Source organism: Paenibacillus sp. MB22_1 (genome assembly GCF_047200555.1).
GTDB classification, from domain to species: Bacteria; Bacillota; Bacilli; order Paenibacillales; family Paenibacillaceae; genus Fontibacillus; species Fontibacillus phoenicis.
This window is the reverse complement of record NZ_JBLADV010000001.1, coordinates 649,169-665,447: the sequence shown is the minus strand read 5'-3', so window position 1 is coordinate 665,447 and position 16,279 is coordinate 649,169. Positions and strand designations below refer to the sequence as shown.

The window sequence follows — 16,279 nt, the reverse complement described above, 5'->3', positions numbered from 1 at the left end:
TACCCCTCCGTCTTTCAACTGCGTGTTGTACCGCTACACACTCATACTATATTATCACCAAATTTAACTAAGTTCAGGATTATTATTCACTTGTGATCGAGTTATGATCATGCTGTTGCTCTGCTTCCGCTTCTGTCCCCATGTAGATGCGGATCGTCGATCCCTTCTCTACGCGTGCCCCCGCTTTCGGGGCTTGGTTGATCACCACATTGCCGGCGCCGGATCTGGCCAGATTGAAATTCATATTCAAGTCCTCGTAGATTTCCTGCGTCGTGTGGCCGATCAAATCAGGTACCGTGACGATTGGCGTCTCGCCGTATTTATACTTCTTGTTGACCTGCTGCTCGCGAGGCGGAACCTTCATATATTCCAGTGCATCCTCCATGATGTTGCGTACGATCGGAGCGGCCACCACGCCGCCGAATTGAATGCCTTGCGGGTTATCCACCGCCGTGTATACGACGATTTGCGGGTCGTCTGCCGGAGCGAAGCCGATAAACGAAACGATATGTTCATTTTGCGAGTAACGCCCGTTCACAACCTTTTGCGCTGTCCCGGTTTTGCCGCCAACCCGATACCCGTCGATAAACGCGTTCCCGCCGGTTCCGTTAGCGACGACGCTTTCCAGCGCCATGCGGATCTGCTTGGAGGTCTCTTCCGAAATGACCTGCCGCACCAGCTGCGGCTTGTTCTCCGAAACCACCTCGCCCGTCTCCGGATTCGTCCACGCTTTGGCTACATAAGGTTTATACAGCTTGCCGCCGTTGATCGCCGCGGATACCGCCGTAATCTGCTGGATCGGAGTCACCGAAACGCCTTGACCAAACGAGGTCGTCGCCAGTTCCACCGGCCCTACTTGCGAGAGCTTAAACAGAATCCCGTTCTCTTCCCCGTTCAGGTCGATGCCGGTTTTGCTGCCGAAGCCGAAATTTTTGATGTATTGGAACAGTGTTTCTTTCCCCAGCCGTTGACCTAAGGCGACAAACCCGGGGTTGCAGGAGTTTTCTACGACCTGAAGGAACGTTTGGCTGCCGTGGCCGCCTTTCTTCCAGCAGCGCAGGGTTGCCCCGCCCACCTTGACGTAACCCGGATCAAAAAAACGCTCATTCAGCAAATCCACCTTTTTCTCTTCTAATGCCGCAGCCAATGTAATGATTTTGAAGGTGGAACCTGGTTCGTACGTCATCCAGATTGGTAAATTCCGGTTATACACTTCTGCATCATATTCTTGGTAGGCTCCCGGCTCATACCCCGGCCGGGCAGCCATGCCAAGGATTTCTCCCGTCTTCGGGTTCATCGCAATTGTCAGCGCTGAATCAGCCTGCAGCCGGTCCATCGCCTGATCCAACTCCCGCTCGATGATGCTCTGGATCGTCTTATCGATCGTCAGCGTCAGATTCAGGCCGTCCTTCGGCTCCACGTATTTCTCCGACGAACCTGGCATCAAGCGCCCGCCGGCATCGGACAAATAAGACACGCTTCCGTTCATGCCGCTGAGCAGGTTGTCGTATTTGCTTTCCACGCCGGTAAGGCCTTGGTTGTAGCCGCCGGTGAAGCCCAGGATATGTGCTGCCAATCCCCCGAAGGGGTAGTAGCGCTTATTGTCTTCGGCAACAACAATACCCGGAAGAGCCAAATCACGAATTTGCTGCGCTTTTTCCATCGTAATTTTGCGTCCGCCGGGTTGCAGCCTGACTATGGATTGTCTCTTGGTGATCGTCTTCAGTACCGATTCCTCGGTCATCCCAAGCAGCGGCGCCAGGCTCTTGGCCGTCTGCTCCGGATTTTTGATCTGCACCGGAATGGCCATCACCGTTGGCGTCGTAATATTATAAGCAAGCACCGTGCCGTTGCGGTCGCTGATTTCGCCGCGCTTCGCCGAATACGGGATGTTCCGGCGCCAGGAATCCTCCGCTTTGGCGGACAATTCAGCGCCTTTCCCGATTTGAACGTAGGCAAGACGCACGGCCAGCGCCGCAAACAGCAAACACAACACCATTAACAGCCAGAATAATCTTCGTCGTACAGTAAATCTGGATACTTTCACAGGTCGCCCCCCTTACCCATCCTGACATCATCATGATTGCACTCATCACATGACTATTCAGGACAACCAGGGGTTAGAACAAGCTATGGCGAGTCCGAGGTCTCCTTCTCTCCGGCATCGTTCCCTTGATCGCCGCTGGTTGAGGCATCCTCCACCTGCTCATCGTTGGACGAAGTTTCCTCCTTATCCGGCGGTTCCAGGGTAAGGATTACACGTCTGCCGCCGTTCTCGTTGACAACCTCCTGTGAGACGACGTAGCCTTCCCCATTCGCCGTAACCGGGATTTGAAGGACCGATAGTAACTCCAAGGCATCGCGCAGCGATTCGCCTTGCAGGTTTGGCACATTGATGTCCGATCCCTTCTCCGTAAGCAAGTAAACGAATTGCCCGGATTTGAGCGTCGTTCCCGCCTTCGGGAATTGGGAGATAATCGTATCCCCTTTCCCATATGTTGCGTAGGAAATGCGACTTGCCGACAGTTTGTCCTTGGCTTGTTGAACTGGCAACCCGCCGACATCCGGAACTTTTGGTCCCGAAGCCGCTGTCTTCGAGGAGTTACCGGACGCGCTGCCTTCGATTTTTTTCGGAACTCCCATATACTGCAGCGTTTGATTTACGATCTGCTTAAACACCGGAGCGGCGGCGGCCCCCCCGCCCAGTTCCGAGTCCTTGGGTTCGTCGATCAAGACGATAACCGCGATCTTCGGATCATCCACCGGCGCATAGCCGATAAATGAAACGACCTGTTTCGTGTAATCATATTGGCCGTTAACTACCTTTACTGCAGTCCCCGTCTTACCGGCAACCCGATACCCTTCGATGTAGGCGTGACGTCCCGTCCCGATCTTTTGGTCCGAGACCACCTGCTCCAAATAAGTTCCAACTTCTTTCGCTTTGTCGGGAGAGATCACCTGCTGAAGCACTTTAGGTTTGGTTTCCACCGTCTCCCCGGTTTGCGGATCGGTGATGGACTTGACGATATGCGGCTCCATCAGCTTGCCGCCATTCGCGATGGCCGATACCGCCACAATTTGCTGCAACGGCGTCACAAGCAGCTTCCCGTGGCCGTATGACATCGCCGCAAAGTCAGCCTGCTGCACCGGATCCACGATCCCTTTGGATTCCCCCGGCAGCTCGATGCCCGTTTTTTTCCCGAATCCGAATTGATCGACGTACGTCTTCAGACGTTCCGGACCCAGCATCTCGTAACCCAGCTTGACGAAAGCGACGTTACTGGAGCGTTTCACGCCTTCCAGATACGTGATCTCGCCCCAGCCGGAACGCTTCAAGTCGTGAATCGTTTGCCCCGGCACCCGGATGCTGCCGGATTTGTATGTAGCATTTGGATTAAATAAGCCTTCCTGTACCGCCCCGGCCAAGGTCACGATTTTAAATGTGGAACCTGGCTCGTAAACGGATTTGATCGCGTGGTTATAGAAATTTTTCTGATCGACATCCGCCCAATATTCATTGGGGTTATAGGTCGGCATATTCGCCATGCCAAGGATTTCCATCGTCTTCGGATCGGCCGCAATCACCGTCATACTGATCGGCTGCAGCTGATCGTACGCTTCCTTCATCGCCTGCTCGATGTAGTACTGGATCGTGTAGTCAATCGTCAGCTTCAGGTTGTCTCCGTTCTTCGGCGGGTTATAAATTTCGCTGGCTTTCGGAATCTCAATTCCCCGGCCGTCCCGCTTGTACTCGAGCGAACCGTCAACGCCCTTGAGCTGCTCATCGAAGTAGGCTTCAATACCGGATACGGCTTTGCCTTCGCGGTCGATGTATCCCAAGACGTGGGAAGCCAAGCTTTGATTCGGATAATACCGCTTCTGATCCTTGATCAAGTAAATGCCGACGTCCTGCAGTTTGCTATGCTTTTCCTTCAGCTCGTCGATCAATGCCTGCACCTGATTCTTCAGGTCTTGATCAATCTTCCAGCCCTCGTTCCGAACCTCGCGTTGCGTATAGTACTCGCCGGACTCTTTTTTGGCACTGACGATTTTCCGGAGTTCACTTTCATCTTTACCGAGGACCTTGCCAAGCCCTTCAACTACCTCGTCCTGAAGGCCGTACTTGTTAATCAGTTCGGGATTGACGGCCACCGTGTAAGCCGGAGCATCCACCGCCAGGACGTCGCCGTTCCGGTCCGTGATCGTCCCCCTCGTTGCGGGCAGCAACTTTTTGGTCGACCACAGCTCCTCCGCATGCGCCTGCCAAAAGTCCGCTTGCACGACCTGCAGCCAAAACGCTCTACCGATCAATACAGCAAAAAAGAGGGTAATACATCCCCCTATCAGCAGTGTTCGAAGCTTTATTCGCTTGATCATGGCAAAACCTCTTTAGACATTATTTCTTGGCCGTTTCAACGCCATCTGCCGGTACATTCACATGAAAGCCTTCTACCTCCGGCTGAACATAACCGAGCTCCTTCGCCTTCTCCGGAATTTGCTCCTCCAGCTTTTCCTTTTGAATGCTTAGTTCCTTCACTTCCGCGTTGATCGCTTGAATGTCCGTATTCAAATTAAACATTTGACGCTTAATGTTGTAAAGTGACACATTTTGCCATAACAACCCGCCCATCACGGCTACGCAAAAAATAACCGTCATCATATACAGCAACTTCTCACGAACCGGCAACGGCGAACGGCGGGTTACCACCTTCGTCGTTTCCCGATAACGCTGCGGTTGATAGCTGCGTTCCGCTTGCTTCTCCTTGACTGCCAGATTCCCACGCGTATAAGCCATTTACGATACCTCCACACCGGTTTGCAATTTCTCCGCCACGCGTAATTTCGCGGAACGGGCCCTCGGATTGTCAGCCAACTCCTGCTCCGACGGAACGATTGGTTTCCGGTTGATTAATTTAAGTGATCCTTTGCCGCCGCACACGCACATCGGAAAATCGGGCGGGCAAGTACATTTCTCCACATAGCTGGCAAAGATTTGCTTACAGATTCGGTCCTCCAACGAGTGGAAGGTGATGACCGAAACCCGTCCTTCCGGCGCCAAACAACGGATGGCCGCATGCAGCCCTTCTTCGAATGCGCCCAGCTCATCGTTAACCGCGATGCGCAATGCCTGAAAGCTGCGCTTGGCTGGGTGGCCCCCCGTACGCCTTGCAGCCGCCGGGATGCCCTCCTTGATCAGCTCGACGAGCTGCCCCGTCGTTTCGATCGGCTCCTGTGCTCGCCGGTCTGCAATGACCTTGGCGATCCGCCTGGAAAATTTCTCCTCGCCGTATTGGAACAAAATACGAGCAATTTCGCGTTCCGGCCACGTATTTACGATCTCCCGAGCCGTCAATGCGGCCGATTGATCCATCCGCATATCGAGCGGCGCGTCCGCGTTATAGCTAAACCCCCGCTCCCCTTCGTCAAACTGAGGGGAGGAAACACCGAGGTCGAACAATACGCCGTCCACCTGGGGAACCCCGTTTAGCTGCGGCACCCCTTCGATCTCCCGCAGTTTTTGCTCGATGTAGCGGAAATTGCTTTTTACCAAAGTTAACTTGTCCGCATAGGCTGCGAGCCGCTCCTTGGCATTGTCCAGCGCCCAGTCGTCCTGGTCGAAAGCGATCAGCCTTCCCCCTGGACCTAGCTTGGATAAGATGACGGAGCTGTGGCCGCCGCCTCCCAGCGTACAATCCACATAAATGCCGTCCGGCTTGATGCGCAGACCTTCTGTCGCTTCTTCTTTGAGTACCGTGATGTGATGAAACAAGACTTACGCCCCCAAACCTGAATTCATTTGACTAGCTTAAAGAATAACTCCTTCTAAAGATCGAAGTTGAAATCCACCAGCTTCTCAGCAATTTCGTTAAACGTATCTTCCGACTGCTGGAAGTATTGCTCCCACGTGTCTTTGCTCCAAATTTCCACGCGATTCGACACGCCTAAAACAACGCAATCCTTCTCCAGCTTGGCATACTGCCGTAAATTACTTGGCAAGTTTACCCTTCCCTGTTTATCCCATTCACATTCGGTTGCACCCGAGAAAAAGAAGCGGGTAAACGCACGGGCGTCGGATTTCATCAGTGGCAAAGCCTTCAGCTTCTGTTCCAGCACTTCCCATTCCTGCATCGGATAAACGAAAAGACACTGGTCCAAGCCGCGGGTAACCACGAAAGAGCTGCCGAGGAGTTCACGAAACTTAGCCGGAATAATAATCCGGCCTTTATCGTCAATGCTATGTTGGAACTCCCCCATAAACATTGGTGACTCACTCCTTACCTCTTTCCCCCACTTTGCACCACTTTACACCACTGTGATATGTAACTATTCCACACTGAACGAGAAAATCCTTCTCTGGTTCAAAATTTTTTTGACAGGCGGTTGGTGGGAAGGAGGTATTACTTTAGGGCTGCAACCGCGGTTGACGCTTCGTTCGGCGCTAAATAAGCAGCAAAAAGGACTATCCCGGCAGATTTGATCTGCCTCAGATAGTCCTTTATTGGTGTGTTAACAGTAAAAAGTACCTTTATTTTATTGAACAATCCGCAGTTTCAGCGAATTAACAGGATTTTGTACCGTTATTTTCGGTGAAATCACCCGACTTCGCCCAATCCGGCAAAATTAGCGGTAGGATTTACCGTTAATCATCGTCTAGCGGCGGATAAGTAACAATTAGCGGTACGATTTACCGTTAATTATCGTCTCCCGGCGAACACGCATCAATTTACAGCGGCCGTAGCGTTTCACCGTAACGCCTGTCCACCGGCGATCGAGCTGTAATCACCGCTGCGACGAATTAATGCTCCTGCCAGCTATCCAGGTAAGCGCGTTGCTCAGCGGACAGCGTATCGATGTTCACGCCGAGGCTTTCCAGTTTGAAGCGGGCCACTTGCTCGTCCAGCTCATAAGGGACGTTAACAACCGTTTTCCCGATTTCCTGATAACGGTCATTCACGTATTTCAAGGACAACGCCTGCAGCGCAAACGTCATGTCCATGATTTCGGCCGGATGTCCGTCGCCGGCGGCCAAGTTCACCAGACGGCCTTCGGCGAGCAGGTACATTTTGCGTCCGTCCTTCAACTGATATTCCTCAATGTTCTTGCGCACGGTGCGAACCGAAACCGAACGCTCCGCAAGCTCAGGCTTGTTGACTTCCACGTCGAAGTGGCCGGCATTGGACAGAATCGCGCCGTCCTTCATCACATCATAATGCTCGCCGCGAATCACGTCGCGGTTGCCGGTCACAGTGACGAAGAAATCGCCGATCTTCGCCGCTTCCAGCATCGGCATCACTTGGAAGCCGTCCATCACGGCTTCCACCGCTTTGATCGCGTCAACTTCGGTAACAACGACGTTAGCGCCAAGGCCTTTGGCCCGCATCGCCACGCCTTTGCCGCACCAGCCGTAGCCGACAACCACGACGGTTTTCCCAGCAACGACCAGATTCGTCGTCCGGTTAATTCCGTCCCACACCGATTGGCCGGTGCCGTAGCGGTTGTCGAACAAGTATTTGCAATAAGCATCATTTACTGCAACCATTGGGAATTTCAGCTGGCCTTCCTTGTCCATCGCTTTCAGGCGCAAAATCCCGGTGGTCGTCTCTTCAGCGCCGCCCCGCACATTCTCCAGCAAATCCTGACGTTCCGAGTGCAAGATCGTAACCAAATCACCGCCATCGTCGATGATAAGATCCGGCTTCGTCTCCAGCGCTTTAATTAACAACGCCTTATATTCTTCCGGTTCAGGATTATATTTGGCATAAACGGTGATGCCATCTTCAACGAGTGCAGCACAAACATCGTCCTGCGTCGACAGCGGATTGCTGCCGGTAATCGTCACTTCCGCCCCACCGGCTTGGATAACTTTAGCCAAGTAGGCCGTTTTGGCTTCCAAATGAAGCGAGATGGTCACTTTCAGTCCTTTAAAAGGCTGCTCCGCCTCAAATTGCTTCCGAATCCGGTTCAGCACCGGCATGTGGGCTTCCACCCAATCGATCTTCAAATGCCCCTCCGGCGCAAGCTTCAAGTCGGTAATGATGCTGTTCTGAATCGCTAACGAACTCATAAATGTCTCCTCCTATAAATAGATGATTCGATGTTTGCCAGTTAACTCATAAGGGATATTCATCAGGCCTTCGATCCAATCCGTCCCATATCGATTTAATGCATCAAAGAGATTGTAGACTCTCTCCTGCGGCTTGCTTAGAGGGAATAGCGAGAGTTGAATCCGGTCGAAATGGCGTAAGCCGGTCTCATGAATTTTCTCCAACGCATCCTTCGCCTTGCCGCGCAAATACTCGATTTGGCCGATGATCTTGTCTCGGTTCACCGCCCCGAGTCTGGACAAATCGCTTTGAACTCCTGCCAGCTCCTCAATGAGCGGATTGTATAGCTCTCCAAACGCAGCGATGACCTCATCAAACCGCTTGTCGACCGGCATCCGCTCCTGCGCCGCAAGCCAAGCTCCACGTCTGCGGCGGAAGCCTTCGGCATCCTTCACATCATCCCAGCTGAGCTGATATTTCTGCATATACTTTTGCACGGTTCGATCTACCACCGTAAAAGCTTCCCGTGCCAGCAGCAGTGGCATTTTCAGCCCAAGCTTATGAAACGCCTTGCGCGTCAGCCCCCAGTAAGCAATTTCGCCGGGGCCGAGAACCGAGCCAAGGACGGGAAGCAAACTGTCCTGCATCAAGGGGCGAGTTAACACATTATTGCTGAACCGCTCCGGATGCTCCCGCAGCTCGGCGAGCAGCTCGTCAGCCGTAAAGGAGACTTTGCCCTTGCGGTCTTCGAAGCGCCCTTCCTGTTTAAACAACAGCAGCCGTTCATGTTCATTAATATAGAACAAATTCGCTCCATTTTCGGCCACTTCAGCCGAAGGTTCAAATCCCAAGCCCGCCAAATCCCGTACCGTTTCGTGGTAAGCCGATTCCAGCTCATCATTGCGGCGAATCATTTGCTCAAACACCGGTACTTCCAGCCGGCGCAACTCAGGATCTGACGAGTCCAGCAGCACCAGTCCGTATTTTCCAAATAAAGCTCCCATCAGCTTGGCAAAAGCGGCCGTCAAGTTATCCGCATCCGCTGACGAGCTTCGTGCCAAGTCCAGGAGCGCCGCCTTATGCTCGCTGTCGGGCAACAGCTGCTCCAGCTCTGAAATGGCCTTGTCCCACGCCTCGGACGTCACCTTCGTGAAGCTGACCGGCAGCCGGTCCATGCTGCCGCGGTGCATGCGAATCCGACGCACCTGTAAATCCGGCGCCAACACATAGGTGTGATTGACCTCATCCCAGTCGTGATCCTCGCCGGCAATCCAGAACACCGGCACCACCGGACGATTTAACCGGGCCGAAGCGGCCTTCGCCGCTTTGAGGATGGTCACGGCTTTATAGATCACGAGCAGCGGCCCGGTGAATAACCCGCTTTGCTGCCCGCCGACAATCACCGCCGTCCCCGGCTGCTCGAGTTGATCGATCGCCTGTTCAACGGCCGGGGACGGGTTATATTGTCTGTTATATTCACGAAGTCGGGCAGCGACTGCCTTCCGACTTATGCGCGTATGCTCTGATTGATCAAGCCATGCGACTCGTTCAGCCCAGCTGTTGGCCTCCGCCGGGTCGCTCTCATACAATTGCTGAACCGTAGCAAACTGATTGACGTATACTTCAGCCAGCGGCCCCACAAATGAAAGTTGCTCTTGAACGACATTCATCAGTTTGCGTCCTCCTGTCTGCATCAAAACCTTCCTTGATTGTAACGGATGTCCTACCGCTCCGTCAAAGAAATCCTTACTTTTGCTAAACCTCTAACTTTCCGTAATGATCAGGCGCAAAAAAAAACTCCCGCAACCGTCATGAACGGCTGCGGGAGTTCGCAGAATCGATCAACCTTTTTTCGGCATGGAGACGAAATGTCCTTTAGACACTTCAACCAGCTCGGAGTTCTCCAAGTCGTACAAACCTCCGCTGGCAACCCCTTCTTTGCCGATTGGACCGCTGGTGGTATCCTCCAGAACAATCCGTTTCTTGTTAGCTTCAATTTCCGGATCCGGGATCGGAATCGCGGACAGGAGCGTTTTCGTATAAGGGTGCATCGGGTTGGCATACAACTCTTCGCTGTCTGCCAGCTCCACGATCCGGCCCAGATACATCACGGCCACACGGTCACTGATATGCTTCACCATGGACAAGTCGTGCGCGATAAACAGATACGTTAATCCGAGACGGTCCTGAAGATCCTCAAGCAGGTTGACAACCTGTGCCTGAATGGATACGTCCAGCGCCGAAATCGGTTCGTCACAGATGATGAACTTCGGATTCACCGCCAGCGCACGGGCAATCCCGATCCGTTGGCGCTGACCGCCGGAGAATTCGTGCGGATAACGGGTTGCATGGTCCGGGTTCAAACCAACCATATCCAGCAATTCTTCAACCCGTTTCTTGCGTTCTGCTTTAGATCCGGCTAAACCGTGAATATCCAGCGCTTCCCCGATGATATCCGTAACGGTAAACCGCGGATTCAGCGATGCATACGGATCCTGGAAGATCATCTGCATGTCGCGGCGCATCGCTTTCATTTTCTTCGGCGGCAATTTGCTGATGTCCACGCCGTTGAAGCGAACGCTGCCAGCCGTCGGCTCGTACAAACGAAGAATCGTACGGCCCGCGGTCGATTTACCGCAGCCCGATTCGCCAACGAGGCCAAGCGTTTCGCCTTCGGCAATCGAGAAGCTGATGTCGTTGACCGCCTTCAGTACGTTACCGCCGCCAACGTTAAAGTATTTTTTCAAGCCTTCAACTTCAATTAGAGTTTTGCCTTTGCTCATGACGACTGTACCTCCTTGGCCATCGGATGAAGATCCCAGCAGCGGGCTGTATGCGTTTCGCTAAATACAGTCGCGCCTGGGTCGATGCGTTCGCAAATCTTCATCGCTTGGTCGCAACGAGCGGCGAATGGGCAACCAATCGGCGGCTTGATCAAATCCGGCGGTGTACCGATAATCGGAATCAGCGGTTCGCCTTTCTTCTGATCCAAACGCGGCATCGAACGCAGCAAACCTTTGGTGTATGGATGCTGCGGGTTTTTGAAGATCTCCCACTTCGTTCCGGTCTCCACCACTTCACCAGCATACATGACGATGACGCGATCACACATGCCAGCTACGACGCCAAGGTCATGGGTGATCAAAATGATGGAGGTGCCCAGCCGGGATTGCATCTCTTTCATGACGTCCATGATTTGAGCCTGAATCGTCACGTCGAGCGCCGTTGTTGGTTCGTCAGCGATCAACAGCGCAGGCCGGCAGGCAAGTGCGATGGCGATCATGGCGCGTTGCCGCATCCCCCCGGAGAATTCGTGTGGATATTGGTTAAAGCGGGCTTCTGCATTTTTGATGCCTACAAGCTTAAGCATCTCGATAGCCTGTTTCTTCGCTTCGCCCGCTGACATTTTCTGATGTTTGATTAATACTTCAGTGATTTGTCGGCCTACTTTGATCGTAGGATTCAAGGAGGTCATCGGGTCCTGAAATATCATGCCAATATCTTTCCCGCGGATCGATTCCATTTGCTTGTCGCTTTTCTTCAAAAGGTCTTGCCCTTGGAAAATAATTTCACCTTGCTTAATGATGGAAGGAGGAGACGGAATCAGGCGCATAATCGTTTGGGCCGTGACGCTCTTGCCGCTGCCGGATTCGCCGACGATCGCAACCGTTTCACCTTTCCCCACTTCAAAGTTCATGCCGCGGACGGCCTTCACTTCTCCACCTTTGACTTGGAAGGAAACATGCAAATCTTTAACTTGTAAAATCGGCTCCATCATTCCACCTCCTACTTCTTCAGTTTAGGGTCAAGCGCATCGCGAAGACCGTCACCAAAAATATTAAACGCCAGCATGATGATACTGATCAAAATGGCTGGGAACAGCATCCGCCACGGGTAATACAACCAGCCGGTCAAGGCATCATTGATCATCGAACCGAGCGAAGCAACCGGAGCTTGAACGCCCAAGCCAAGGAAGCTAAGGAACGCTTCGGCGAAAATCGCGTTAGGTACAGACAATGTCACCGTAACGATGATAGGTCCAACCGCATTTGGCAACAGGTGGCGGAACAACAAGCGTCCGTGGCCTGCGCCCATCGAACGGGAAGCCAACACGTATTCGCGGTTCTTCAACTGCATAATTTCACCGCGGACAATCCACGACATGTTAATCCAGCCGGTAATTGTTAAAGCAAGGATAATCGTTCCCAAGCTCGGCTCCATCACGACCAGCAACAGAATCGTAACGAGCAGATAAGGGATGGAGTACAAAATCTCTGAAAACTTACTCATAATTTCATCGACGCGGCCGCCAAAGTAACCCATGATTCCGCCGTAAATGACGCCAATCAAAAGGTCGATACACGCTGCCGCCAGACCAACGATCAGGGAAATGCGCGCCCCCATCCAAGTTCGGATAAACATATCGCGGCCAAGGTCGTCCGTACCAAACCAGTGCGTGGCCGATGGCGCTTTGTTCGTATTTAAAAGGTCGTTTGAATAATAGTTGTAGCCGTAGATTTTACCGACGATAACCGGAGCGATAATCGCAGCCAACGTTACCAGCGCCAAGAAGATCAAAGCCGTCATCGCCAGCTTATTGCTGCGCAATCTTTGCCATGCATCTCGCCAAGCTGAGATACTTTCGCGTTGAATGACTTCGGCTTCTTTCTCGTCCGCGCCGATTTTGCGGAAATCGTCCGCCGTCAGGTCGACCGGAGTCGGCATCACTTTGATTGGATTCGTATCCATGCGCATTATCCCTCCTTCCCTTTCGAAAGCTTAATTCTCGGATCCACTAGCACGTAGAGGATGTCCGTGATAAACCGGGCCAACATCAGCAATACGCCGTAAAAAATCGTAATCCCCATAATCAGCGGATAATCGCGGACGCTGATCGCTTGCACGAACTGTTTTCCGATACCGCCAATCCCGAAGAGCTGCTCGATAACCACAGAACCGGTTACGATGTTTGCCGTCATCGGTCCCATATAGGTGATTACCGGCATAATCCCGTTACGGATCACGTGACGGAACAGAATTGCCATCCAGCCCAGGCCTTTCGCCTTAGCCGTTTTGATGTAATCTGCATGCAATACTTCCAGCATGCTTGAACGGGTCAAACGGGCGATAAACGCGATCGGCTGCGCCGTGAGGGCCGCTACCGGCAACACATAATACATCGGACCTTTAAAGCCCATCGTCGGCAGCCAGTGCAGCTTCGAAGCAAATACGTACTGCAGCAAAGAAGCCACGACGAAGCTAGGTACCGCGATGCCCAGCACCGCTAACACCATCGCCACATTGTCGATCAATTTGCGATGATACAGCGCTGCCAACATACCAAGCAGTACCCCAAGGACTAACGCGACGATAATCGCAACAATCCCCAGCTTCAAAGACGCCGAAAACGTTTGACTAATGATGTGAGATACATCCTGGTTGATCTGCTTCATGGAAATTCCCAAATCGCCCTGAGCAATTTCACCCAAATATTTCAGATATTGCTGGTAAACGGGCTTATCGAGTCCTAACTGTTCTATAAGACGCTCCTTAATTGCCGGAGGCACCTGTTTCTCGGAAGTAAGCGGATTCCCCGGAATCGCCTTCATCAGGAAAAAGGTAGCTGAGATCAAAATAAACAGTGAAATTAACATATAAAAAAACTTACTGGCAATATAGCGCACCATGCCCGTTCACACCTCCTTCTTTTAAATTTCGACACATATCGATTTTAGGTGAAAAGAAACACTTTGTCTATTCCATATATTTGTATAAGGACGCAATGCTTGGAAGAAGAGGGCACACAAAAAAAACGGGATATATATGGAATACCCACATATATATCCCGAGATTTCTATGCGATTAACAATGACTTATTTACGATCATCCGTAATATAAGCGCGGCTGTAATCGATCGCACCGCTGTAGTCGAGAACTACACCTTTCAACCACGGTTTCGTAGCCGAAACGTTCGTGTAGTAGTAGATCGGCATCAAGACTTGGTTGTCCTTGATCAGGATTTCTTCGGCTTTTGCGAAGTTCGCGTCACGAAGTGCCATATCTTCGCTATTTTTCGCTTCTTTGATCAGCTTGTCGTATTCTTCGTTCGAGAAGCCGGTGTCGTTGTTACCGCCACCTGTTACCCACATATCCATGAATGTCATCGGATCGTTGTAGTCTGCACTCCAACCAGCACGAGCTACTTGGTAGTTCAGGTTTTGACGGTTTTCGATGAATACGGCCCATTCTTGGTTTTCCGTTTTCACGTCAACGCCCAGGTTTTTCTTCCACATATCCGCAACTGCCAAAGCGATTTTCTTGTGCCCTTCACTGGAGTTGTAAGTCAATGTGATCTCAGGCAATTTCGTATAGCCTTCTTCTTTCATACCTTGTTCCAGAAGCTTCTTCGCTTCTTCCACGTTTTCTGTGAAGTAGTCGTCTTTGTGTTCATTACGATATTCGTCATTCAGACCTTTGATACCCGGAGGTACGAAGCCGAATGCCGGAACTTGACCACCCAGCGTTACGTTGTCAACGATCGCTTGACGATCGATAGCCATCGCAAACGCTTTGCGGATATTCACGTTATCAAACGGTTTAGCCGTTACGTTAAATTCATAGTAGTACGTACTTGCAATCCCTTTGATCTCCAATTCGTCTTTCAATTGATCTTTCAGGATCGGAATTTGGTCGGTTGGGATTTCGCCGTTAGGCGCACCTGCGCGATCCAATTCGTTGTTTTGGTAAGAAGCCAACTCAGTTGCGCCGCTGTTAACCAGAGACATGGTGATTTTGTTCAGCTTGATGTTAGCTTTATCCCAATAGTTTTCGTTCTTCGTTACTTCGATCGATTGGCCTTTCACCCAGTTGGTCAGCGTGAACGCGCCGTTAACGATCATTTTGCTTTGGTCAACCGCCCATTTCGGATCATCCTTAACGGATTGGTGAACCGGATAGAACGTATAGAAGGAAGTCAGACCAAGGAAGTAAGGAGTTGGAGCAACCAGTTCCACTTCCAGCGTATAGTCGTCAACTGCTTTTACGCCGACTTGGCTGAAATCCGTGATGGTTCCTTCGTTATATTCTTGAGCATTTTTCAGGTAGTACAATTGATAAGCATAAGGTGCAGCCGGATCTGTGTTCGGGCTCAGGACACGTTCCCAAGCGAATACGAAATCGTTCGCCGTAACAGGGTCGCCATTGCTCCATTTAGCGTCTTTACGCAGGTGGAACGTATATTTCGTCCCGTCGATGTCCCAGCTTTCAGCTGCAGCGGGGATAACTTGACCAGATTCGTCCTGGCGTGTAAGACCTTCGTACATCAACTTCAGAACGGTGTTAGCTTGGCTGTCTTGAGCTTGAGCCGGGTCGAAAGTTGGTGGCTCGGCGCTCAGGTTAATTCTCAGCGTTTGATCTGCGGCCAACTTCTCTCCGCCGCTGTTGCCACTGTCGGAAGCTGTATTGCCTCCATTCGCTGCGCCATTATTAGCAGCGCCATTGTTTCCGTTGTTCGAACCGCATGCGGCTAGCAATGTGCCGACTGCAAGAACGAGCGTCAGAAGAAGCAAAAGACTCTTACTCTTCTTCATCTAGCAATATCCCCCTTAAAATGGTTTGGTATATGTTTTTAGATTATACAACCAGCGGTCAAAAAAATCCAACATAAAATTCAAGATTTTTCGCGTTAATTGCTAAAATTCGCGCTAGACTTTAACAAAATAGTCCAATATACAATATTGACATTTGATTTTCTTAACAATTAACCAAGAATGTCATCCCTTTATTCGGTATTGGGAAGGCAACCCTAGTTTGACCTAAGCGGCGGTGATATATGTAATAAAGCTGATTAAAAACAATAAAACGTATGCTAATCCGGTTGCCGCAAACGCCAAACGCCACACCACACGCAGCAGCTTGCGGGCGTCGACCCTTCCCTTCAGGCGAGTCTGCGCCCCGCCAATCAATCCGCTAACAACCAATAGAATTAATACGATCAGATAGAAGCCAAAGGTCGAATGGAACACATTATTAAACAACGCAGAGACCGACAAGATCAGAAACAGCGTCGTTACGTCCATGGCCAGCTTCAGCGCTCTTTTCTTATCCCGCTTGACATAATAATGAATGAAATAAACGAGCCCAAATGGAATGACCGGTATCATAGCCAACACGATCAAGGAAGAGACCAACGCTTCCAAAGCCTCACCTCCGCATCAATTTTGGTTATAGAAAAA

The 16,279-nt window shown here is 51.5% G+C and carries 13 protein-coding genes; all 13 read right to left on the bottom strand.

Annotated elements, in window-relative coordinates:
• Positions 1 to 82 precede the first annotated feature (82 nt).
• The 13 genes from ACL02P_RS02920 to ACL02P_RS02860 all read right to left on the bottom strand — a co-directional run bounded on the left by ACL02P_RS02920 (position 83) and on the right by ACL02P_RS02860 (position 16,243).
• Complete coding sequence (locus tag ACL02P_RS02920) at positions 83 to 2,047, bottom strand: stage V sporulation protein D (RefSeq protein ID WP_412836801.1); 1,965 nt, start codon at positions 2,045 to 2,047, stop codon at positions 83 to 85.
• A gap of 83 nt (positions 2,048 to 2,130) precedes the next feature.
• Positions 2,131 to 4,377, bottom strand: a complete 2,247-nt coding sequence (locus ACL02P_RS02915; protein ID WP_009225595.1) for a penicillin-binding transpeptidase domain-containing protein — start codon at positions 4,375 to 4,377, stop codon at positions 2,131 to 2,133.
• A 19-nt stretch (positions 4,378 to 4,396) separates the two neighbouring features.
• Positions 4,397 to 4,795 (bottom strand): hypothetical protein, encoded by a 399-nt coding sequence (locus ACL02P_RS02910; protein WP_009225594.1) that lies wholly within the window; start codon positions 4,793 to 4,795, stop codon positions 4,397 to 4,399.
• Positions 4,796 to 5,770 (bottom strand): 16S rRNA (cytosine(1402)-N(4))-methyltransferase RsmH, encoded by a 975-nt coding sequence (gene rsmH, locus ACL02P_RS02905; RefSeq protein WP_260070711.1) that lies wholly within the window; start codon positions 5,768 to 5,770, stop codon positions 4,796 to 4,798.
• Positions 5,771 to 5,823: 53 nt separating this feature from the next.
• Positions 5,824 to 6,261 carry a division/cell wall cluster transcriptional repressor MraZ gene (mraZ, locus tag ACL02P_RS02900; RefSeq protein WP_009225592.1) on the bottom strand — a complete coding sequence of 146 codons (438 nt, stop codon included), beginning with the start codon at positions 6,259 to 6,261 and terminating at the stop codon, positions 5,824 to 5,826.
• 535 nt (positions 6,262 to 6,796) lie between these two features.
• Positions 6,797 to 8,065 (bottom strand): adenosylhomocysteinase, encoded by a 1,269-nt coding sequence (locus ACL02P_RS02895; RefSeq protein ID WP_009225591.1) that lies wholly within the window; start codon positions 8,063 to 8,065, stop codon positions 6,797 to 6,799.
• A 12-nt stretch (positions 8,066 to 8,077) separates the two neighbouring features.
• The gene (bshC, locus tag ACL02P_RS02890) at positions 8,078 to 9,715 is read right to left on the bottom strand and encodes a bacillithiol biosynthesis cysteine-adding enzyme BshC (RefSeq protein ID WP_009225590.1); all 1,638 of its coding nucleotides are present in this window, start codon (positions 9,713 to 9,715) and stop codon (positions 8,078 to 8,080) included.
• 171 nt (positions 9,716 to 9,886) lie between these two features.
• On the bottom strand, positions 9,887 to 10,828 hold the full coding sequence (locus tag ACL02P_RS02885; RefSeq protein WP_036645611.1) for an ABC transporter ATP-binding protein: 942 nt from the start codon (positions 10,826 to 10,828) through the stop codon (positions 9,887 to 9,889).
• Positions 10,825 to 11,820 carry an ABC transporter ATP-binding protein gene (locus tag ACL02P_RS02880; RefSeq protein ID WP_036645609.1) on the bottom strand — a complete coding sequence of 332 codons (996 nt, stop codon included), beginning with the start codon at positions 11,818 to 11,820 and terminating at the stop codon, positions 10,825 to 10,827. Before ACL02P_RS02880 ends, ACL02P_RS02885 begins: the two co-directional genes overlap by 4 nt.
• 11 nt (positions 11,821 to 11,831) lie before the next feature.
• Entirely contained in the window at positions 11,832 to 12,794 is a 963-nt protein-coding gene (locus tag ACL02P_RS02875; protein ID WP_009225587.1) for an ABC transporter permease, read from the bottom strand.
• 5 nt (positions 12,795 to 12,799) lie between these two features.
• The gene (locus tag ACL02P_RS02870) at positions 12,800 to 13,732 is read right to left on the bottom strand and encodes an ABC transporter permease (RefSeq protein WP_009225586.1); all 933 of its coding nucleotides are present in this window, start codon (positions 13,730 to 13,732) and stop codon (positions 12,800 to 12,802) included.
• Positions 13,733 to 13,918: 186 nt separating this feature from the next.
• Positions 13,919 to 15,634: a peptide ABC transporter substrate-binding protein gene (locus ACL02P_RS02865; RefSeq protein ID WP_323076989.1), complete on the bottom strand. Its 1,716-nt coding sequence runs from the start codon at positions 15,632 to 15,634 to the stop codon at positions 13,919 to 13,921.
• Between the two features lie 225 nt (positions 15,635 to 15,859).
• Positions 15,860 to 16,243: a DUF3397 domain-containing protein gene (locus tag ACL02P_RS02860; RefSeq protein ID WP_260070710.1), complete on the bottom strand. Its 384-nt coding sequence runs from the start codon at positions 16,241 to 16,243 to the stop codon at positions 15,860 to 15,862.
• Between the last annotated feature and the right edge of the window lie 36 nt (positions 16,244 to 16,279).

Bases quoted from the DNA above. Each gene is read 5' to 3' on its own strand.
- ACL02P_RS02915 (WP_009225595.1), bottom strand. From the start codon at position 4,377: ATGATCAAGCGAATAAAGCTTCGAACACTGCTGATAGGGGGATGTATT.
- ACL02P_RS02910 (WP_009225594.1), bottom strand. From the start codon at position 4,795: ATGGCTTATACGCGTGGGAATCTGGCAGTCAAGGAGAAGCAAGCGGAA.
- mraZ (WP_009225592.1), bottom strand. From the start codon at position 6,261: ATGTTTATGGGGGAGTTCCAACATAGCATTGACGATAAAGGCCGGATT.
- ACL02P_RS02895 (WP_009225591.1), bottom strand. From the start codon at position 8,065: ATGAGTTCGTTAGCGATTCAGAACAGCATCATTACCGACTTGAAGCTT.
- bshC (WP_009225590.1), bottom strand. From the start codon at position 9,715: ATGAATGTCGTTCAAGAGCAACTTTCATTTGTGGGGCCGCTGGCTGAA.
- ACL02P_RS02885 (WP_036645611.1), bottom strand. From the start codon at position 10,828: ATGAGCAAAGGCAAAACTCTAATTGAAGTTGAAGGCTTGAAAAAATAC.
- ACL02P_RS02880 (WP_036645609.1), bottom strand. From the start codon at position 11,820: ATGGAGCCGATTTTACAAGTTAAAGATTTGCATGTTTCCTTCCAAGTC.
- ACL02P_RS02875 (WP_009225587.1), bottom strand. From the start codon at position 12,794: ATGGATACGAATCCAATCAAAGTGATGCCGACTCCGGTCGACCTGACG.
- ACL02P_RS02870 (WP_009225586.1), bottom strand. From the start codon at position 13,732: ATGGTGCGCTATATTGCCAGTAAGTTTTTTTATATGTTAATTTCACTG.
- ACL02P_RS02865 (WP_323076989.1), bottom strand. From the start codon at position 15,634: ATGAAGAAGAGTAAGAGTCTTTTGCTTCTTCTGACGCTCGTTCTTGCA.